Origin of the sequence: Paenibacillus medicaginis (genome assembly GCF_042138635.1) — a bacterium.
Taxonomy (GTDB): Bacteria; Bacillota; Bacilli; order Paenibacillales; family Paenibacillaceae; genus Paenibacillus; species Paenibacillus medicaginis.
Map to the genome: position 1 here is coordinate 60630 of NZ_JBHIRY010000011.1, position 20912 is coordinate 81541.

At 46.9% G+C, this 20912-nt stretch carries 19 protein-coding genes and 1 pseudogene; 11 read left to right on the plus strand and 9 right to left on the minus strand.

Annotated elements, in window-relative coordinates; all coding sequences use genetic code 11:
• Positions 1–29: 29 nt before the first annotated feature.
• The 3 genes from ACE5LO_RS13190 (at position 30) to ACE5LO_RS13200 (ending at position 2808) form a co-directional block, all read left to right on the plus strand.
• Positions 30–683 carry a response regulator transcription factor gene (locus ACE5LO_RS13190; protein WP_375520488.1) on the plus strand — a complete coding sequence of 218 codons (654 nt, stop codon included), beginning with the start codon at positions 30–32 and terminating at the stop codon, positions 681–683.
• Between the two features lie 2 nt (positions 684–685).
• Complete coding sequence (locus ACE5LO_RS13195) at positions 686–2083, plus strand: sensor histidine kinase (protein ID WP_375520489.1); 1398 nt, start codon at positions 686–688, stop codon at positions 2081–2083.
• A gap of 74 nt (positions 2084–2157) precedes the next feature.
• Positions 2158–2808: a hypothetical protein gene (locus ACE5LO_RS13200; RefSeq protein WP_375520490.1), complete on the plus strand. Its 651-nt coding sequence runs from the start codon at positions 2158–2160 to the stop codon at positions 2806–2808.
• Between the two features lie 292 nt (positions 2809–3100).
• Here ACE5LO_RS13200 and ACE5LO_RS13205 read toward each other — a convergent pair whose 3' ends face one another.
• The 4 genes from ACE5LO_RS13205 to ACE5LO_RS13220 form a co-directional block, all read right to left on the minus strand.
• Positions 3101–3406 (minus strand): putative quinol monooxygenase, encoded by a 306-nt coding sequence (locus tag ACE5LO_RS13205; RefSeq protein ID WP_375520491.1) that lies wholly within the window; start codon positions 3404–3406, stop codon positions 3101–3103.
• 47 nt (positions 3407–3453) lie between these two features.
• Entirely contained in the window at positions 3454–4092 is a 639-nt protein-coding gene (locus tag ACE5LO_RS13210) for a nitroreductase family protein (RefSeq protein WP_375520492.1), read from the minus strand.
• Between the two features lie 3 nt (positions 4093–4095).
• Positions 4096–4506 carry a MarR family winged helix-turn-helix transcriptional regulator gene (locus tag ACE5LO_RS13215; protein ID WP_375520560.1) on the minus strand — a complete coding sequence of 137 codons (411 nt, stop codon included), beginning with the start codon at positions 4504–4506 and terminating at the stop codon, positions 4096–4098.
• A gap of 126 nt (positions 4507–4632) precedes the next feature.
• Positions 4633–5487 carry an SDR family NAD(P)-dependent oxidoreductase gene (locus ACE5LO_RS13220; protein ID WP_375520493.1) on the minus strand — a complete coding sequence of 285 codons (855 nt, stop codon included), beginning with the start codon at positions 5485–5487 and terminating at the stop codon, positions 4633–4635.
• A 177-nt stretch (positions 5488–5664) separates the two neighbouring features.
• On the opposite strand from ACE5LO_RS13220, the gene ACE5LO_RS13225 reads away from it, so the two are divergent.
• On the plus strand, positions 5665–6111 hold the full coding sequence (locus ACE5LO_RS13225) for a MerR family transcriptional regulator (RefSeq protein WP_375520494.1): 447 nt from the start codon (positions 5665–5667) through the stop codon (positions 6109–6111).
• 40 nt (positions 6112–6151) lie between these two features.
• Here ACE5LO_RS13225 and ACE5LO_RS13230 read toward each other — a convergent pair whose 3' ends face one another.
• Complete coding sequence (locus tag ACE5LO_RS13230; protein WP_375520495.1) at positions 6152–6892, minus strand: SDR family NAD(P)-dependent oxidoreductase; 741 nt, start codon at positions 6890–6892, stop codon at positions 6152–6154.
• A gap of 122 nt (positions 6893–7014) precedes the next feature.
• Here ACE5LO_RS13230 and ACE5LO_RS13235 point away from each other — a divergent pair, with 122 nt between their 5' ends.
• Positions 7015–7935 (plus strand): LysR family transcriptional regulator, encoded by a 921-nt coding sequence (locus ACE5LO_RS13235; protein ID WP_375520496.1) that lies wholly within the window; start codon positions 7015–7017, stop codon positions 7933–7935.
• 199 nt (positions 7936–8134) lie between these two features.
• Here ACE5LO_RS13235 and ACE5LO_RS13240 read toward each other — a convergent pair whose 3' ends face one another.
• Complete coding sequence (locus tag ACE5LO_RS13240; RefSeq protein WP_511227994.1) at positions 8135–8668, minus strand: YbhB/YbcL family Raf kinase inhibitor-like protein; 534 nt, start codon at positions 8666–8668, stop codon at positions 8135–8137.
• 150 nt (positions 8669–8818) lie between these two features.
• Between ACE5LO_RS13240 and ACE5LO_RS13245 the strand changes: the two genes are divergently transcribed.
• Complete coding sequence (locus tag ACE5LO_RS13245; RefSeq protein ID WP_375520561.1) at positions 8819–9511, plus strand: GntR family transcriptional regulator; 693 nt, start codon at positions 8819–8821, stop codon at positions 9509–9511.
• 712 nt (positions 9512–10223) lie between these two features.
• Here ACE5LO_RS13245 and ACE5LO_RS13250 read toward each other — a convergent pair.
• The 3 genes from ACE5LO_RS13250 to ACE5LO_RS13260 all read right to left on the minus strand — a co-directional run bounded on the left by ACE5LO_RS13250 (position 10224) and on the right by ACE5LO_RS13260 (position 14576).
• Entirely contained in the window at positions 10224–10505 is a 282-nt protein-coding gene (locus ACE5LO_RS13250) for a hypothetical protein (protein WP_375520498.1), read from the minus strand.
• Between the two features lie 573 nt (positions 10506–11078).
• Positions 11079–12284: a glycoside hydrolase family 10-like protein gene (locus ACE5LO_RS13255; protein WP_375520499.1), complete on the minus strand. Its 1206-nt coding sequence runs from the start codon at positions 12282–12284 to the stop codon at positions 11079–11081.
• Positions 12285–13022: 738 nt separating this feature from the next.
• Positions 13023–14576 carry a reverse transcriptase domain-containing protein gene (locus tag ACE5LO_RS13260; RefSeq protein ID WP_375520500.1) on the minus strand — a complete coding sequence of 518 codons (1554 nt, stop codon included), beginning with the start codon at positions 14574–14576 and terminating at the stop codon, positions 13023–13025.
• 424 nt (positions 14577–15000) lie between these two features.
• Between ACE5LO_RS13260 and ACE5LO_RS13265 the strand changes: the two are divergent.
• The 5 genes and pseudogenes from ACE5LO_RS13265 to ACE5LO_RS13285 all read left to right on the plus strand — a co-directional run.
• Positions 15001–15174 (plus strand): annotated as a pseudogene (locus ACE5LO_RS13265) (ABC transporter permease); the annotation flags it as partial.
• Positions 15175–15364: 190 nt separating this feature from the next.
• The gene (locus ACE5LO_RS13270; protein ID WP_375520501.1) at positions 15365–17341 is read left to right on the plus strand and encodes a polysaccharide deacetylase family protein; all 1977 of its coding nucleotides are present in this window, start codon (positions 15365–15367) and stop codon (positions 17339–17341) included.
• A gap of 214 nt (positions 17342–17555) precedes the next feature.
• Positions 17556–18269, plus strand: coding sequence for a response regulator transcription factor (locus ACE5LO_RS13275; protein ID WP_375520502.1), 714 nt, complete (start codon positions 17556–17558; stop codon positions 18267–18269).
• Positions 18266–19726 carry a sensor histidine kinase gene (locus ACE5LO_RS13280; protein ID WP_375520503.1) on the plus strand — a complete coding sequence of 487 codons (1461 nt, stop codon included), beginning with the start codon at positions 18266–18268 and terminating at the stop codon, positions 19724–19726. The genes ACE5LO_RS13275 and ACE5LO_RS13280 overlap by 4 nt, the downstream gene beginning before the upstream one ends.
• Positions 19727–20034: 308 nt before the next feature.
• The gene (locus ACE5LO_RS13285; protein WP_375520504.1) at positions 20035–20892 is read left to right on the plus strand and encodes a hypothetical protein; all 858 of its coding nucleotides are present in this window, start codon (positions 20035–20037) and stop codon (positions 20890–20892) included.
• The last annotated feature ends 20 nt before the right edge of the window (positions 20893–20912 follow it).

A 20912-nucleotide genomic window follows, 5' to 3' on the forward strand; every position in this document is an offset into this window, starting at 1 on the left:
TTGGTATCATGGCGGTGGAGTGTGATAAGATGGCCAAAATTTTGATCGTCGATGATGAGAAGGCAATAAACGACCTGATTGCGCTGAATCTGAAAATGGTCGGGCATGAGTACGTTCAATTGTACAGCGGCGAGCAAATCCCGGAGCTGCTGAACAAAATGCGGATTGATCTGGTCATTCTGGACGTGATGCTGCCGGGCAGAGACGGATTTGATCTCGTGGGAAGCTTTGTGAAACGGGGCATTCCGGTGATTTTCCTGACAGCGCGAAATGCCGTTTCAGATAAAGTGCACGGCCTGGAAAGTGGGGCGGAGGACTATATCGTCAAACCGTTTGAGGCGGTGGAGCTGATTGCCCGGATTCATGTGGTGCTGCGCCGAAACCAGAAGAACACAAGTGAATTCTGTCTGGACGGGACGACGGTGGATCTGGACAAGCATATCGTCACGGTGAACGGACAAGTCGTGGAAATGACCAATAAAGAATTTCAACTGCTCGAATTTCTCATTCAAAATAAAAATATCGCGCTTTCCCGCGAAAAGATCATCGAGCAGACCTGGGGCTTTGACTTCTATGGGGAAACGAGAACCGTGGACGTGCATATTCAGCGGCTGCGAAAGAAGCTGAACTGGGAGCACCGCATCAAGACGGTGTACAAATACGGTTACAGGCTTGAGGTGTAAAGGTGAAATTTTGGCAGAAAACGTATTTGTGTGTGCTGCTGGTTTTCTTGATCGCTTTTGATATCGGGGCCTATGCCTTGCTGCAAAAAAGCTACCAGTTAAACGAGCAGATGGATATGTCCAGAGGTGTAAGCGAATATGAGAGCATCGATAACTCGCTAAGTTATATCCTGCAGGTTTTTGCTAACAGCACCGGCAGTACGGCTTATGAGCTTGTGATTTCCGGTTTTGCTGATAATTACTTTGCAGAGGGCGTTCTGATGGAGGTGTATGAAGGGGAGCGGCTGGTCTTCTCCAATGCCTATCAGTTTGAGAGCGCGCGCGAGGAATTGCAGGGAGAGCAGCGCGAAACGGTATATCGGAAGCTTGACGGGGAGCTGTGGATTTTTGTGGGCGGTAGCATGGAGTTTAACGGGCTCAAGCTGGTCATATCCAGGAGCTCCGCTTATCTGCAGGATTATTACAATACGCTGATCAGCTATTTTATAACCTTGAGTGTGGTCATTTCCGTCGTTTTATCTGCCGTGCTCATTCTGCTGCTGTTCCGGCTGACTGCCCCGATCCGAAATCTGAACAAAGGGGTAAGGGACATCGCTGCGGGAGCTTATCACCAAAGAGTCAAGATTAGCGGAAGCGACGAAATCGCCGAATTGGCCGGGGATTTCAACAAAATGGTGGATGCAGTATCCACAAATATTGAAACGATGCAGAAAGCAAACGAAGACAAGGAAACCTTCATCAATAATCTGACTCATGAGCTGAAGACGCCGATTACGGCGATCAAGGGGTATAGCGAATTTTTAAATCATGCCAACAGCACGGAGGAGGACCGCAGAATGGCGATTGATTACATTCATGAGCATGTGGCCAGGCTGGATTTGCTGTCAGGAAAATTGATGGAGCTGCTGTATTTGAAGAACGAGGAGATTACCTTGCAGCCCGTGGAGGTTGAAGCCTTGTTTGCTTATGTGGAACAGATGGAGCAGTATGCTTTGCAAGCAAAGCAGATTACGTTGGTGAAGGAATGCGGGGCTGAGCGGATATATGGAGATCCCGTACTGCTGCAGACGTTGTTCATGAACCTGGTGGAAAATAGCATCAAGGCCTCTCCTGACGGGAGCACAATTCATCTGAAAAGCCGTTTTCGGGACCCGCATGTCGTCATCGAGGTGAGCGACTACGGCAAGGGCATACCGGACAAGGATATCGAAAAAATTACCGAAGCCTTTTATGTCGTGGACAAATCCCGCTCCAAGGAGCTGGGAGGCATCGGGCTGGGGCTGTCCATCTGCAGTCAAATTGCCCGGCTCCACCATGCGCAGCTGTGGATTGAATCCAAAGAACACGAGTATACGAAGGTGTCCGTTCATTTTACAGCTTCGTTACAACTCGAACTCTAGTCCATAATACGCCCCCCTCATAATGAGCTTGTAGTTACGAAATCCCAATCAATCAAATGACGGAGGTAAGGAAAATGAAAAAGAAGCTTTATGCCACAGCACTTACGGTCGGAGCGGCAGTGACTTTAATCGCGGGGAACGGTGCATTGTCAACCTATGCGTTTGCCAATGATACGGCTCCCAGTGTAAAGGTGACCGGTCAGCATCAGCAAACAGAGTTTGAGGGCAAAATTCGTCCTGCGGTCCCTGCCACTCCCGAGAAAACAAGCGGCAAGGAAGGGTCAGTCAGTGACTTCGCATTATCACCAGGCTTCTCGGCCACTCCCGAGAAAACAAGCGAAGATATGAGCGAGGACAAAGCGGTGGACATTGCCCAGGAAGCGCTTGAGGAGAAATTTGATGTATCCCTGGATGGCATGAAGGCTTTCCCGGTCTTCTGCACGAGAGAGGATATGGAGGGAACGTTTTATTTTGTATCGTTCGCGGATGTCCAGGTTGTAGATGCCCAGCCGGCTGTAGTGGCTAAAAATGGAGAAACCGGCTCCAGTGAGACCAGTAAGGTCAGTGAGACTGTGCAACTCTCTATTGCAGGTGATGGTGACAACCCGGATATCTACATCGCATTTGTAAATTCCAAAACTGGCGAAGTCGTTTCCCTTGAAAAAAATCCGACAGCGTCATCGGATACAGTAGCGCCAACAGCGCCAGCTGAGCCGGCCAACTAATACAGCCTATTGCAGTGCCTGCCCTTTATTTATGAGGGCAGGCATTTTTTGGTTGATTTTGTGCCTATCTTATGCCAAAATCTTCTAGCAAACAGGACGGGGAGGGTGCAGCTTCGTTAGACAAGAAGTCCTGGCCGAAGGGGGTAGAGGGTATCCATGCCGTATGACACGTTGTATGAAAGGAAGTGCATGAGACAGTTACAGATAAGGCCCGGCTAGCTTGTAATGGGAGCTAACCGGGCCTTTATATGCAATAGGAACAGTATTCACTGCAGAGCGGTTCTATCAGGGACTAACCGGCCGGAATCTCCAGCGGCTCACCTGTGTATGCCTTGATACTCAATGGAGCGGTGAGATAACTCCGGGCTTTGGCCGCAAAAGCCTGAAAATGTGCGCTTTGATTGTGGGAGCTGACGGCATCAGGACCTTTCCACACCTCAATCATCGTGTAAGTGAATTCCTTTTCGGTATCCTTATGCAGGCTGTACGATATGTTGCCGTCTTCTTCTCTGGAAGCGGCAATAAGGGTTTGAATACCCTGCAAGAATCCCTCGTTATTGACCGGGTTTACGTGCATAACAGCATGAATAATGATCATCGGTGGTCCATCTCCTATACAGATAGTGTGAATGCTTTGCTAACGTGTTATTTCCAGATTGCGACTTTGTCAACTGGCAGACGGTAGGATGGATAACCGCTGTCCGCCGCTTTGCCGATGGAAATCAGCATAACCGGAACATGGCGAACCGGATCCAGGCCGAAGGCTTCCGCAATCTTGTCTTTTTCATAGCCGCCAATCGGGTTCGTATCGTAGCCGTGGGCACGGGCCACCAGCATGAGTTGCATGGCTACCAGCCCGCCGTCAATCAGAACAGTGTCCCGATTTACTTCTGACGGTATGTTGCCGTAGTAAGCGGATACTATCGGTAACTGTTTCTCTTTGACCTCCTGCGGCATATAGCCAAGCTCCACCGCTTTGCTGTAAATTTCCTTTAAATTCTCAATGCTGTTCAAATCACCGAATAATGCAATGACTGCGGCGGAGGTTTCTACCTGTCTTTGATTAAAACGGGCCAGCGGAGCAAGTGCCGCTTTGGCTTCCGGGCTTTCGATTACCAGGAAACGCCATGGCTGCATATTGACAGAGGACGGAGCGCGGGTGGCTTCTGTAAGGATTTCCGTCATCTCTTCACGGCTGATTTTGACGGTTGGGTCGTATACCTTGATGGAGCGCCGTCCTCCAAAGATATCTTGAAAATCATTGTTTTTTAACGTGCTGCTCATTTGTCATTTCTCTCCCTTGTAGTCCTGGATATTGGTCTGCATGCGTTGGATCATGCCTGAAAATAGTTCCTGCTCTTCCTTGCTGAAGCCCTGGAGGAGCTGAGTCATGAAGCGAACCTTTTCCTCCCGGTAAGCCAAAATTTCCTGCCGCCCATGCTCCGTGAGTCGAACCAAGGTGACACGGTTGTCATTCGGATTCATGCGCCGTTCTACAATGCGGTCCGCTTCAAGTTGCTTCAAATGCCTGGTCACCGCGGCACTGTCAATCTGCAATTCCTTTTGCAGGCCCGTCTGACTGATTTCGTCGTTATAATAAAGCTGCTGAAGCAGCCGGAATCTTGACGGGCTGACACCGGTACAGTGTCCGAATTTGGCATTCACCTGGATATACAGGTTCTGAAGACTATCAATCATGGAATTTTCCACTGAATTGGTCAACGGCTTCCCTCCTGACCCTAGATGATTAATAGACCCATCAATTATTGATGGGTCAATGATATGAAAAAAATAGTGATTTGTCAAATGGAAAGCAGTTCTTTCTCAATTTCGAACAGTTATAAATTCCTGCTCATAAATCATTTGCATCATGCTTAGAATTTTGGGGCCGGTCTCTGCGTATGGCAGATCCGCTGCCCGTCCTTTCACCACAAACGAGCCCGACGGGTGGCCGCTTCTCTTGAACGCCGCATCCCACAACAGGTTGGCCCCTTGGCTAGGATGGGAGAAGAATAACCGCATCAACAGCTTCACAGCCGGCGGGAGGCCGGAGTTCTTCGTCGGTCTCAATGTGTTATTGGAGCCAGGGTCTACACTGATCAGACGAAACCCTTCTGCTGCCATCGGCGCGGCGAGCTCCCGGGTCCAAAGGGACAGAGCCAGCTTGGTCGTGGCATAGGGACCGGTCAGCTTTTTAAATTCTGCCGGGCGCGGCAATTCATCAGGATTGAAGCGTTTGGCGTGACGGAGAGCTACAGAGGAGGTGTTCACCACCGTTTTTAAGGCCCCTTTTTGCAGCAGCTCTTTCAGCTCCATGAATACGATATACGGCACGACCGTTTGCAGTTCATAATGCATCTCCCGTCCTTGTGGAGAGAAGCGCAGCTCGGGCAGGCTTCCCCCGGCATTGTTGAAGAGAATGTCGATATGATCTTCTTTGCTATTGACCTCGTTAAGCACCCGCCGCAGCTGGCTGAAATCTGTAAGTTCTGCTTTATATACTCGCAGCTTGCCTTTGCTGATGGCTTCACGGATCATACTGTCTTCTTCGGCAAATCCGGACCGGATGAGAGCCGCGACCTCCCAGCCCTCACCCAACAGGCGGCGTGTCAGCTGCAGGCCGATTCCGGCCCCTGCTCCTGTAATCAATGCAACTTTGGTTGATTTATGTTCACTCATTATGAATTCCTCCCATTATGATACGGTGTAAAACCGGTTGATGGGGCTAGTATATATATTGGAGTCGGCTCCAGGTCAAGCAGGTTGAGCCAAACTATTTTATCCGGTATTTTCCGTTGACTTGGAGTTGACTCCAGGTTTTATAATACATACATGAGCAGATAGGAGGGGCTTGATATGGTTACCATCAAAAATGCTTCACAGTTGACCGGATTGTCAGAGGATACCCTTCGATACTACGAAAAGATCGGCCTGCTGCCGCGCGTGCAGCGAATGGACAACGGACGCCGGATATACAGTCAGGAGGATTTGTACAAGCTGCAGCTCATCAACTGCTTGAAGAAAACAGGCATGCCATTGGAGGAAATGAAGCCTTATTTGGATATGCCCCCTGACGCCACAATGGATGAGCTTCCGGAGCTGTACGATTTGATGATGAGCCACCGGGAACGGGTGCAAAAACAGATGCAGGACCTGCAAATGGTACTCGATTTTATAGATGCCAAGATGGAGGAAGGCTTACTGCCAGACCGGAAATGTACAGAGGGAGCGTCCAGTGAACCAGCAGCTCCGCCGAAGGAAAGATTCAACAGCATTAACCTGTACCAGAAAATTTCAAGTTAATATAAATCGACCAAAGACGAAGTGGAGACGTATGTAGCGGTCACAACGTCTGGCCGCTATCCACGGTGATGATCTGACCGGTCATGGCTTCCTGCTCCAGGGCGGTGCAGATCATGGCGGCAATGTCCTCAGGTGTCGAGATGCGCTGCAAGGGGAGATGGGGAGCGAGGCGGTTCATCTGCGTTTCCCGGCCTTTCCACCATCTTGTTGCCACGGCTCCGGGTGCGATGCAGTTCACCCTGATGTCGGGAGCAAGCGCCCGTGCCAACGATTTGGTAAGGCCGTGAACGGCTGCTTTGGATACAGCGTAGGGGAGTGAGGAGCCCACCCCGGTCTGTCCGGCGATGCTGCCAAGATTGACGATGGCGCCTTTTTTATCCTTTTTCATAAAAGGGGCTGCAGCCCGTGCGCAGTAAAACATACCCTTCACATTCACATCAAATAGTTCGTTCCATACTTCCTCTGTTGCGGACTCCAAATCATCCATCGCAAGATGTCTGGTAACACTGGCATTATTCACGAGCAGGTCAATCGTGCCGAAATGCCGGACAGCCGCTTGCGCCATAGATCGTACTTGCTCGTCTTTGGATACATCCGCTTGAATAGCAATGGCCTGCCCACCCTTGCTGTTAATGCAGCGCACGGTTTCATCCGCATCGGATTGGGAGCGTGAATAGTTTACGATAACTGCTGCCCCCCGTTTAGCCAGTTCAAGGCTGGTTGCTCTGCCAATCCCCGTTCCGCCGCCTGTAACCAGGGCCACTTTGTTTTTAAGTTCCATTTGCCTCACTCCTTCGATTATTTTCAATTGGCTTCATTTTAATCCACTGCTTTGAATTTGTATAATTGAATTATTTGAACGAGAAGTTCAATTTCAGTGAATTATCGGAGGTAGAATGGCTTATGGATCTCAAATCATTAAAAACCTTTCAGATGATCGTGAAGCATGGAAGCTTTATTCGCGCTGCGCAGGAAATGAACTATGCCCAATCTACGGTCACTATGCAAATGCAGAAGCTCGAATCCGGGCTGGGCGTTCAGCTTATAGAACGCGGCAAAGAAATCGCCCTGACGGAAGCAGGCAGGCTGCTTTACGACGAGAGCATGCAAATCATAAAAAATATGGAGCACCTTGAGATCAGCCTATCGGATCTGAAATCGGGGGAATCGGGGCATATTCGGCTGGGGGTAACGGAGCCAACGGCCAGCTACCGTTTGCCTGCGCTTTTGGGGAAGTTCATGTCGCTGCATCCGAACATCCGGATTTCCGTGGACATTTCGAATACCCCGACCCTTAGCGAGCGAATCCTTAAAGGAGAAATTGATTTTGCGCTTTGTACGGCACCGGAGCTGGGATCGGGGTTGTTTTATGAGCCCTTATTTCATGAGGAGTTTGTGGCATTAATGCCTGAGGGACACCCGCTTGCTGATAAAGAGGTAATTGTACCGGAGGATTTTCAAGGGTATCGGTTGCTAATTACATCCGCGACTTGCCCATATCGGAGAAAGCTGGAGATGACGCTGCAGGAAAAGGGAAACGTGTTGCTCGACACCATGGAGATCGGGAGCATGACGGCGTTGAAGTTTTATGTGGAGGACGGGTTAGGGGTGGCCCTGGTTCCTAAAATTATGGTGGAGCCGGGAACGAAGGGAATAACGTTCAAGAGGGTTGGCGGGAGTCTCATCCACATGACAATGGGGATGCTGTGCAAGGAAGCGGCGTATCCTTTCCAATTGGCGGGCCAGAGACTGTATCAATATTTGAAAGAAAGACTGCCCCGTCCACTTGCAGAGAACGAGGCGGTTCAAGTTCGAGTTATTTGACTTTGATTTTGTTTTTTATCTTGCTCCCACAGCCGCAAATGATCGTATGCTTCAAAATTTTAACAGGCTGCTGGCACATGGGGCATACGCTTTGTTGAAGTGGATCGTTTAGTTTCATAACTTCCTCCGTACTTGGCGCTGTTCCGCTTGGAGCACTGAACATTTCCTGCCCCGACTCTATCACTGCAAACGGCTTAGGTTACTTGGTTTCCCCTGTTGCCACGAGAACAGCTCTCCCCAGCGTATGGCCCAGCATGGTAAATCCTAAGAGAGCTGGCGTGGCGTCAGGGTCAACGCCGATCTGCTCGACATCCAGCGCATGAATGACAAAATAATACCGATGCGGACCGTGTCCCGCTGGAGGTGCCGCACCGATAAATTGTTTGAGCCGCAAATCGTTTGGCAGTTGCAGGGCACCTTGCGGTAAGCCGCTGCCTTGCCCGTCACCTGCGCCGCTCGGTAGTTCGGTGACGCTGGCCGGGATGTTGATGACAGCCCAGTGCCAGAGGCCCGATCCGGTCGGGGCATCCGGGTCATATGCGGTGATGGCGAAGCTCTTTGTTCCTGCGGGCGCGCCTGACCATTTTAAATGGGGCGAAAGATCTCGGGCACCTTCCACGCCTGACATCTCTGAGTATTGCTGAGGCGGCAGAGCCAGCCCCTCCGTAATGTCGTTACTGGCTACCTGAAAGGCTGAGACTTCCGGTAACTTGGCAAATGGATTATTGTTCATTGTAAATAACCTCCTTGTGATAAGTACGACTCGATTATATACTTGATAATCGATTTTGTAAATACAAATCGTTTAATATATATATTATCGAATATACCCATTGTTTTTTTATAGATTCAAGCGTAAACTATTTAGACATGTATAATCTTGATGTGTATGAAGGATGGTGTCGGCTCCATGGCCAAAAGAAACGGTTCGTCCACTTTAAGCGAAAATGTCAGAAAGAAGCTGCAGTCCGATATTCTGGCCGGGCAATATGAACCAGGCACTCCATTAACCGTATCGGAATTAGCCAAAGGTTTTGATGTCTCCGTTGCCGTCGTTCGCGAAGCGCTGACCCGGTTGGCGACCCAAGGCCTTGCCTTGCAAACCCCGAATCACGGATTTTCAGTGAAGACGGCGTCGGAAGAAGAGCTGAATAACATCATAGAGGCGCGGCTGATCAATGAATCCGCAGCATTACGCCTGTCCATCATCCACGGTGATCTCACATGGGAGTCCAACGTCATCGCCATTCACCACAAATTATCGCAAACGGCCGAGTACGAGGAAGTGGATCAAAACTTTGCCGTTCGCGAAGAGTGGTCCGACATCCACCGTCAATTTCATTACGAATTGATCGCCGCATGTCCCAATCCGGTCCTCCTGGATATTTGCGGACGTCTTTGGGATTTGAGCGAATTTTATCGGCATTGGTCCAACCAGCAGCAGCCAACGCGCGATGGACGCGCCGAGCATAAGGCATTAACAGATGCCGTTCTTAACCGCGACAGCGAGCGTGCCGTCGAGATCTTCAGAGCGCACATCCAGCTCACCGCAGATATCCTGTTTGACAACCGGTAAGCGGATTATGCTCACCAATCGCCACCTTCACCCAAATCCGTTGCAGACAAGCAGCAATAAAAAAGGAACAGTGTGCTCTATGGCAACTGCTCCTTTTTTCATATTAACTTAACTTTCTTGCAAGAAGGGGATTCGACTCACCCAGAGTCTAGTAGCCAGAGTGAGATGGGTGTCTATAGGGTGTGGTGTGTGGCGATTAGTGTCCGTTGCCTGGTGCCTGATGTCTAGTGCCCCTCGATGCAGCTTTGCACGATTATCCCTTTTGGTCAGATGCAGGCGTTGAGGGTTGGAGGCCTAGGGGAAGAAACGATGTGGCAGAAGTTGCTGTACATGTGTGTGGTAATTCGGGCGATTACCTATTGTCGACTGATCGAGCGCCAACTGGTTCAGCCACGTGCCTAAAGTATAATTTCGGTTCCCGGTTTTCTGTTTTTCTGTACCTGATCCAACGGGATAATCGTGCAAAGCCCCTGAGCAGCGGGTTCACACTCCCTTGCCATGATCGACGCGGCTTGAATGTTAAGCACGGCAGCAGCTACAAAGGGCTAAGTGAATTTGGGCTCTGCGAAAGTTGAGATATTAAGCTTCTTAGTCGACTAAGAATGTTTTTTTCTGCTTCTGATAAAAATAAAGCTAACCGTGCCTGCCACAATGACAGCAAAGATACTTATGAGAAAAATCAAAGTATTGCCCGAAGAAGGAGCATCTGAAGTTATCCCGGTCCCCCCGCCAGATACAGGCTCATTCGTATCGAGTTGAGCAGCTTCCTGCATTCTTTTTGCTTGGGCAGTTTTGATTTTGTTAATAAAATCTTCGAAATCGTATACTTCATATTGATGCAAAACTGGATTTCACTGATCTGTTTTTCGCTTTTCTTGAGGTCTTGTGTGATAGCACTTTCAATATCTTCGGGAACGCTTTGAGCAAAAACTGGCAGGCTGAGTGATAAAGAGAGTAGACAAGACACTCCCAAGAAAACTATTTTTTTAAACATCTCAATTCCCCTTTCAGAGTATTAATTCACATAGATCCGATAGACCGTTCTGTCCAATAAATTATGGTATTATTTACTAATATGCCATAATTTCTGAAGTTTTGTACCACCGTATATGGCTATCAGAGTTGGTGGGGAAAACTTGAATCCAAAGAACAGCTTAAAGAGCTTACGGATGAAGATGTCAACAATATATGGTATGTGAAAGCTTTGAAACAGATTTTGCAGAGCAGAAAGAAGAGCATGGCATGCATTGGACGATTTTGCGGGAACTAAGAAAGGTGTCTATGAAAAGGATGCTTGTTTAGCTGTGCGCGAAATTTCAAATGAACTGACCAACTGGCTAAGGAACTCAGGTGGCTCGAAGTACAGAATAAGTATATTTTTACTTAGCCTCGCTAAAAAACGAGACAAACTCCTAGGTTTTATTCGAAACAAAGGAGTTTGTCTGTAATCTGAACCATTGAAAACGCAAGTATATATAAATAGCTTGGACCAACCACCAGTGTAAGTTGAAAAAACCATAATCTCGTTAATAATTAATCGGCTTTTCACACTCTTCATTTGGTTTGGTTAGTTGGATTTTTTGTAAAATTCGGTTAATTCATTACCGATATTTAATTTGTTCTGTGTTAATGTTTTGGCACTGAAAAAAATGCTTCCCTCAACCTCTGGATAGTTCTGATTGAGTTGAAGTTGCCGGATAATTGCATCACTGGATGCCCAATCCGTCTTATTGCTATTAAGTCTATAAGGACCATGTCCGACGTACAATTTAACTTTGCTTCCTTTAACTTCTTTAGACCACCAGGCCACGAGAACCTCGTAATTTGCAGGCTTATAACCGATGCTCCAGTAAAGTTGGGGAGCAACATAATCAATCCATCCTTTTTTTATCCAGGTCCTAGCATCAGCATACTGACTGTCATAAGCACTGTTGCCATTTGTAGCTGATCCTGTAGAATCTTTTGACTGGTTTCGCCAGATACCAAAAGGGCTAATTCCAAATTCAATATTTTTGTTCTCTGCTCTAATAGACTGGCTGAGTTGTCTGACGAATTCGTTGACATTATTCCTTCTCCAACTTGCCTTATCTTCGGTAGTTCCCCGATATGCAGCGAACGACTGCTGATCCTTAAATGTATTATTGCCATAGGGATAAAAGTAATCATCCAAATGAACTCCGTCAATATCGTAATTCTTTACGACTTCCATGATCGCTTTAATGATGTGCTGACGTACTTCGGGATTGCCCGGATCGTAGATTAACTTGTTGTCATGTTTTATGACCCATTGTGGATGTTGTCTCGCAGGGTGATTGATACTGAGTGAGTCTAAGCTAGAAGCAGTGCTTGCACGAAAAGGATTAAACCACGCATGGAACTCCATACCTCTTTTATGTGTTTCCTTGATCATGTAATCAAGTGGATCATATCCAGGATCTTTGCCTTCAGTTCCCGTCAATGAACGTGCCCAAGGAACGGTCTTGGAAGGATAAATAGCGTCAGATGCGGCCCTGACTTGAACGAATACGGTGTTAATCCCCATGCTTTTAAGCTTGTCCAGCATCGCTACATATTCCTTCTGTTGTTTGGCTATGGAAAGCCCAGGTTTGGAAGGCCAGTCAATATTGTACACGGTGCTTATCCATGCCCCCCGAAGCTCTCGATTTACATCGGAGTCCTTCATGAACTTCGAGTTGGCTTCTGCAAATAATGTTTGGGGACTCAATAGCATGATAATAAGTAAGACAAGTGTAACTTTACTAATGATTCTCATGTGCAATGCCTCCGAAAATGTTAATAGTAAACAATTAGAACACGGCGTCTCCTTTCTTCAGTCTATTGGTGGTTCATAACCATAGTAAAAGAGAGATGTTTCATACCTCCGTATATATGTTTCGAGAGTGTAACTTTTCGTAGATGGATGCAATATCCATATGTTTCGTTATTGGGCAAGCGTGTATCTAGGTTGTAACTTCTAGCCCATTCAAGCTTGAATATTTCCCACAGAATAGAGAAGCTCGTAACGCTAAAGCGCTAAGTGAAAAATACATCACATTCTTATTTTTGATTAGAATAAGAATAGGTAAGGGTAGACTTCGACGTTACTCGGTCAGCTCCCCTTTTCCCTTCTTTCACACCGTACATGATTTTTTCAAATCATACGGCATTCCATCATGACGCTGGTACGAAGCGCTACAACTTTTCTCTGAATTTCAGAATCTTACGCCAATGTTTCTTCCCTAATGTAGAGTAGTCCTGTTCATCATGAATCATCCTGTGGCACCGTTCGTGAACCGAGGCGAGATTATTGACCCGATTGACTTTCTCCAGAGGCAAGTAAGGATTGACGCGATGAAATGACATTTCATCGCTATGGATGGCTCCCCCACAGACCCTGCATTTCTGCTTGTCTCGATTATACGCATAGGCTCGATTTAGGGCGTACTCGAAGTTGTCTATTTCTTTCGCTCCTTCGTGTTGGACCCATCTCTCCAGATGTCCGACCAGCATATCATCTGCTCGTGCCAGTCGTGGCTTCTTGCTCTTCTTCCCGATAGATCGCCCTGCCTTCTGCCGTGTGTGGAGTTTCTTTCGGGCGCTTCAGGTCCGTTTTCTTCCATCTACAAAAGGATAGGGACGTTACGCCGATATACATGTCTTTGACCAGGATCGCCGGCACTTTCTCCGTGTAATCGGCGTGTACCGAAGGTAGATTCTTGGTTTGATGGGCAGGTAGCCAGATTCCTCCGTACTTTTCCAGTATCCGCATGGCCTTGGTTCTCAGGTTATGTGCGTACTTTCGTAACGCAATATTCACCCAAGTCGTTCCTTGGTAGTACTGGATAATTCCCCGAATCACCGCATTGAACGTGTAGATTTCCCGCATCAGTTGTTCTTTGCTACCACATCGTTTCAAATGGTTTACTTTGCGGTGGAGTTCCTTTATTTTGGCTTGTAATCGGGTTCGATCCGGGCGGGATCGGGTGATGTAGCCGGTTCGGGATTTTCCTTTGACGACTTTAAACTCGCAGCCTAGGAAATGAATCGGTTTTTCCCGGACATTCGTAATGATTGTTTTCTCTTCGGATAGGGTAAGATGTAGGACGGATTGGATCTGCTTGGCAATACGCTGTTTCCATTTCTCCGCTTGTTGCTTCGACGGCACAATGAGCACCCAATCATCGGCATAACGCACCAGATAGGCCGGTTTCAATCGGCTGGATTTCTTTAACACTGTCGTTCGACTTGCGCTTTGAGAGAAGATCGTTCGGGTTTTCTTGTTCTCCCATTCGCGGGTTACCCAGTAGTCCATCTGGTGAAGATAGACATTGGCCAGCAGAGGGGATAGAATGCCGCCCTGCTGGGTCCCCAGCAGATTGACTGGCGTTTCGTTCACGATTCCGGTCTTGACCATCGCTTTGATGATCATCAATACCCGTTGGTCACGCACGCCCATTCCATATAAGAACCTTCCCAATTTCGCATGATGAACGGTATCAAATAACTTGGCGATGTCGCCTTCCACAATCCAGTGGTATCCGGTTTGATGGACTACGCGCTTGGTTCGTTCCAGTGCCATAGGCGCATCCCGCATGGGGCGAAACCCATAGGAGTGTTTGAAAAACTGGGCTTCCATGATCGGTTCCAGTATCATACGAATACACTCCTGTATAATCCGGTCGATAATGGTAGGAATGCCCAATGGGCGCTTTTCCATTTTTTCCGGTTTTGGGATATACTTTCGGCGTATGGGGAGAGGAACATAGTGAGTCAGTCCGGCCTGTACGCGGGCGATGATTCCCGCGTAGTCCTTTTCCAATATATGCTCCCGCATCGTTTCTCCATCACTACCAGGTGTTTCGCTGCCTTTGTTGCTTTTGATATTATGAATAGCGGTGAGAATGGTGACCTCTGCCTTCATGTACTCCAGCAATCCTTTGAAGCAGGGTTTGATTCCCTCTTTCAAAGCCGCTTGCGTCGTTTCATACAGAGAGTCCAGTAAATCTCGCAAATCCTGCTCTGTCGATAGAATCCTTGGTCCAGATAAGTTAGATGGTTGGGCCAAAGCAATCACCTCCTTCGAGGGAATTGTTTTGGGATTAGTCAGGTTTGCGCATCGGCTTCCCTAACGGTTGTATGCTTCGTCTCCAGAAAAAAAAACTTCGCCATGACTATGCCCCTTCGCTCGGGCCGTTTGTATCCTCCTTCGCCTATCGCTAGGCATAGTAACTGTCGGCGGCCTGTCCTCACTACTACGGGCTGCTGCCCTCTGAATTCAACAGCCATTTCCTGCTGTTTCGAGGCTTTGGAGTTCTCTCTCCTTTGCATCCTCTTTCAGAGTTCCCCTGCCCATTCAGATACAAAGTTCGATGTATGTGAATACACCGCTCCCCCTTTGTCGAGTATTTCTACTCGGGTTGTAGGGAGAGCAGCGCGCACAAGGAGCATCTCCATGAAACATCAACCAGCCGCATAAGCTAATCTTTGGTGGAATTGGCGCAGCCGAGCTGCTGCAGAAGTTCGCGCGCATGCCGATCGAGTTCTCTTATCAGCCGGTTATCTATTCCTTTACTAGCTTTGTGCTGGTCGGAGTAGTCTTTGGGGTATATCCGGCACTCAAGGCATCCAAGCTCAAGCCCATCGATGCACTACGTTACGAATAGTTGGGGAAACTAAAAAAGAGCGATCCATCGCGCTAGCTGCGAGGATGCTCTTTTTTTATGAGATTCAGTTAGCTCTAATATTTTGCTATAAGTTACAATTTGGATACAAGTTCACTACATTATGAAATAATCACTGCCTATAATTCTACCTATACTCATGGAATGAGACTGAAAGTAGGTAGAGTTAATAATGAAACAAGAACAAGATGTAGTGAAACGCGTTGTTTTCGCCATGATACTGCTGGCGGTTGTACCATTTCTCATGTTTGGGATTGGTAAATCCCATGCGCAGGCATCCTCATCCTCTGCTTCAAACAAGCCAAAAGATTTGAAAATGAATAATAGTGAAGTAAACGCACCTATGAAAATGGTAGCCTTAACGTTCGATGATGGACCAGACAGAACATATACGGATGCAGTGTTGGATGTCCTGAAAGAATACAATGTCAAGGGTACGTTCTTTGTAGTAGGGCAGCAGATCAAGCAGTATCCCGACACGATGCAACGAATGGTGAGAGAAGGACATGAGGTGGGTAATCATTCTTGGAGTCATCCACGCTTGACCAAGATTAGTACAGAGGAGATGCATCAAGAGTTATCAAACACAGACAAGGCAATTCGTGAGTTTAGTGGAGTTACACCAACACTAATGCGGCCGCCGTATGGTGCAACTTCAGGGCAAGTGAAGAAAGAGATTCAGGCAGCAGGATATGTTCAGGCTCTCTGGGACGTGGATACCCGGGACTGGACGGGACACTCGGTTGCCGAGATTCTCAAGCCGATAAAATCCAATTCCAGCAACAAGATTACGGTGCTCATGCATTCGGGTGGAGGAAAGCGGGAGAATACGGTTAAGGCGCTTCCGCAGATTATTGACTACTATAAATCTCAAAACTACAGATTTGTTACGATGTCCCAGCTTAATGGGATAGATGTGAAAATCGATACACCATCTAATCCAACGGATCATAATCAAATAGAGTCGGAGACGACGAATGGAACACCAATGGAGCCAACAATGGAGCCAACAATGGCAACAGTAGCAGTTGATCATCTTAATATTAGAAATGGAAGTGGATTGCAATATGCGGTGATAACTCAACTTAATCAAGGCTCGCAAGTAACCCTTGTAGCAAAAAAAGCAGACTGGTACCGTGTCAAGCTATCAGACGGTAGGACAGGCTGGGCAAATGCGATGTACTTGAGCATTGAGAAGAATCCCCCAGGTGGTTCATCCGGCTCTAGTGGTGTAAGTCCTATTGTCGAGCGTGAAGTTTATCTGATGATGAATGATATGAAGGTTCGCTTCCCGGATGCGAAACCGTATATAGACGCTAACAACAGGGTGCAGGTACCCCTAAGATTCATAGCAGAAACCTTGAATTTTCGTGTGGATTGGGAGCAATATGGAAACAACAAAACGGTTCGCCTTTCCAAAGATCAAGTAAATATAGCGCTCAATATCGGCGATCGAGTTGCTGTTGTTAATGGTGCAAAGCTAGAAATGGATACAAGCGCTGTGGTATTTCAAGATTATACCTATGTACCTTTAAGATTTTTGGGTGAACTAGTGGGAATGGACATTCGATGGGACTCCGCTAATAATGCAGTTACCATATCAGTTAACGACAATACTGACAACAATCCTAAAGGGAATCTATCGAGTGTAACTCCTATATTGTCAGCTCCAAGAGCAACTGTCCAACAGGCCAAGGCGTGGGCAGCGTCCAAGGGAGCAAGCGCTGTATTTATTGACCTGGCTGATATTGTTTGGAGTGAGGCTCCAATAGTGGGAGTAGACCCGCTCGTTGTATACACCCAGTCTGCCAAAGAGACGGGATATGGTAATTTTGGAGGCGTATTGGACGAAACGTTCATGAATCCCGCTGGTCTAAAGACACAAACTGGTGGCTCGGATATTGACCAAGGAGCGCATAAACGCTTCTCCAGTTGGGAGGAAGGCGTTCGAGCGCAGATTGATCATTTGGCATTGTATGCAGGTGTTAACGGCTATCCGAGAACGGACACAGTAGATCCAAGACATTTTCCACATTTAATGGGGAAAGCAACTACGGTTGAGTCATTAGGAGGTGCATGGGCAGGCAGTCCAACCTATGGAATAGAAATTGTGCGAATGATGTCGGAAGTGTCAAAAGGTAATTTGTGACTTGAACCATAGGGACAAAAGCTAAGGCTCTTGTCCCTTTTTTCGTAGGGCAGACGCAGTTCAGAAACTTGGTAATTTGCCTGATCATCGTGTTTCCAAATTGTAACTTTTCAGAAATAAGGCTAGTCAAGCATGGACGAATCCCACAAAATAGAGGGATGAACGAATCATAAAATTGAGCAGATATTAAAGAAGATGGGAGATCGTAAGACGCATGAGACCCAAAAGGATATTAATTATTGAGGATGAAGAGGGCATTCGTAACATTTTGTCGTATTCGCTGCGAAAGGAAGGATTCGACATTCTGGAGGCACCGAACGGACGAGCAGGACTCATGCTCTTGGAGAGAGAGTGTGCTGATCTCGTGTTGTTGGACGTCATGCTGCCGGACATGAGTGGATTTGATATATGCAGGCATCTGTCTGCCACGACCCGAACACCAGTGATCATGATTACCGCCAAATCAGATATGCTCGATAAGGTATTAGGCATGGAAATTGGTGCGGATGATTACATTACAAAGCCTTTCAATATTCGTGAAGTCGTCGCTCGTATTCGGGCTATCTTCAGGCGTATTGAGTTACTAGTGGAGCCAATGGAACAGCCTGCTCGTGAAGTCATTCGACTGGACCATCGTATTGAAATATATCGGAAGGAACGTGAAGTGTGGAAGGATGGAGCTCATGTACTGTTAACTAACAAGGAGTATGATCTTCTATTGTTCCTGGTGGATCATAATCGGGAAGTATTCTCTCGATCAGAGCTACTGGATAAAGTGTGGGGCTTCGAATTCGCGGGGGATAGCCGTACTGTAGACATCCACGTGCAGCGTATTCGTAAGAAGCTGGATCAACTCCATTCGTCAAGGTCTATGATCGTAACGGTCTTTGGTATAGGTTACAAGCTTGATGCGTCGGTGCAGACATGAAATGGACTATTCAGTTCAAGATGGTTGTGTTGTTTTCTGTCATCATATTCATCGGCTTTGCCGCTTTATTAGTAGCTTCCAATAAGGTCAGTGTAGATAATATGTATAGCGAGATTGACAACGATATGGTGAATTACAAAAAAAATATAGACATTGCGATCAGCCAATATTTCCTTCTACTGAACAAGCGGATGGATGAAGCAACTCTTGCGGCGGAGGTAAATGAGATCGAAAAGCAAATCGGTCTGGCTATCGGAGGAGAGGTCGATCTCTACCGTGCAGATGGATCTTCCTTCAGACATGCTCAGGGAAATGAGGTGCCGGCTACTATTTTTCAGGAAGACGTAAAGGCAGCAGCCAACTCTCAAATTGCTTATAGTACAAGCATTAATAAGGGACATATTGAGGCAAGCCTGTCTGCACCGTTGATAAGAGAGAATAAGGTCATTGGTATCATCCGTTTTGAAAAGGATTATGCTGACCTATTCATGCAGCGCATGCAGTTTCAGAACACGATTACTACCTTTGCCATTGTTATTTTCGTGTGTGTCTTTGTTGGGGCGATCGTGATCTCTCGGAAAATGACGAAGCCGATACGGGTCTTGACGCAGCACGCCAAGTACGTATCGGAGGGGAAGCTCAATTCCGACATCCGGATGAGCTCGCATGACGAAATTGGGGAATTGGCAATGAGTTTCTCAAGCATGATTCTGCGAATCAAAGAACAGATCGAAGTGATCGAGCGTGAGCGAGACGAAGTGAAGCAAGTTCAGGAGCGCAGCAAGATTTTCTTCGATAATGTGACTCATGAATTAAAGACCCCGCTGACGACGATTTTTGGATATGCCCAGATTTTGCGAGATAACGGTTTTACAGATTACGCTTTTTATGAAAAGGGAATAAATTTTATTATTAATGAAACCAAGCGTCTTAATACGATGGTAGTAGATATTTTGGATGTATCCGTCGCTGCTTCACCAGGGCAGGTTTTTCGGTTTGAGCATATGAACATAATAGATGTCTTGCAGGAAACCTGTGATGAAATGTCCCTGAAAGCGGCCAAATACAATATATCCGTAAATGTTCAGATGGAGAACCCCTTGTTCATGCAAGGTGACAGGAACAAGTTAAAGGAAGTATTCATTAATGTATTGGATAATTCCATTAAGTATGGGTACGTGAATTCGCTTATTCAAGTCCATGCTTTCAAGCAAGGCAATGAGATTGTCATTACCATTCGTGATGAGGGGGAGGGCATTCGAGAGGAGGCGTTGGAGCGTATTTTCGAGCCGTTCTATCGTGATAACGATGTGAATCGGGAGGAAAAGGGAAGTGCAGGACTAGGATTATCCATCGTCAAGAATACAATTGAACAGCATGGAGGAATGGTTAAGATGGCGAGCACATTGAACAAGGGAAGTGAATTACAAATTGTCCTGCCGGTGCATCGCACATGAGGCACATTCGCAAATGGTTGCAGGGGAATAGAGACGCGTTCATCCTTACAGGGTTGTTAATGTTCTTTGTGTCTGGGCTATATGCTATCAGTGGTCTATTCACAGAGATGAATTCCAAGTCTAGGCTCACGATCCTGCCAGAAAGTCTTGTAAGCCAGCCTCTCATGCCTCCGTCGAACTCTTCATTTCTCATTGAAAGCGCGACGAAACAGAGTAATATATATCCAATGTACGGGTTCTGGGTCGCAGATTCCAATACCATATTACTTAACAGGAGATACCCTTCTTATCAGGGAATTGGACTTTCCTTGTTGCGTATGGATGACAATGCTGTACAGGACATCGTGACCAATACGGACTACAGAGTTGATTTTACCTATGATCGCACGAAAATCATATACACTCGATACAAGCAAGGTAGCAAAAATCCCGAGACTTTCACCTATGACTGGAAGAATGGAGTAAGTCAAAAGCTGGGTCAGAATCAGGCGTACAAGCGCATATTTCTAAATGAGAATGTCTATGTCGGTTTTGACGATACTGGTTATAAAGAAGTCGATTTGTCGTCCGGTAAGGAACGAGAGTTATTTACATATAAAGAGTTCCCTTCTCGTTTGTCCCGATTCGTGGCTAACGTATCCGAAAATGGAGTGGTGACTAATCCTGACAGTATGACAATCAGTAAGGATCGGAACCATATATTTATGGTCTTTGCTCTTGGGCAAAACAATGAAGGTATCTACCGTTACTCACTGCAAGACGATAAGAATGATGAGTTAATTGTCCGTGCCGAAGAAATCCTGCAATACTCCCTACTAAATAATGGAGACATTATGCTGAACGGCAGAGTAAATGGAACTAGTGGGATTTTCCTGTATGACTCCAGCAATAAGGAGTATAAGATGTTAAAGAAAGGTGACTTTCTTGGCTTTGAATGGGATGAGAGTAGATCACGACTTGCCTACATGCAGATGCTGGATGAACAGCGAAGCAAGAACGAGCTACATGTCGCCTACCTGAGAAATGATATACTTCAGTCGGATACGATCATTTATCGTAACATTCAAAGCTTCTACAAATTGACCTGGCTGGAAGACAGTCTATTTGTCGGTGGAAGCACACTGGACTCGAGTGAAATCTATCGGTTTACATTTAAAGTGTGGTAGTGAATTACTGCATAAAAGCT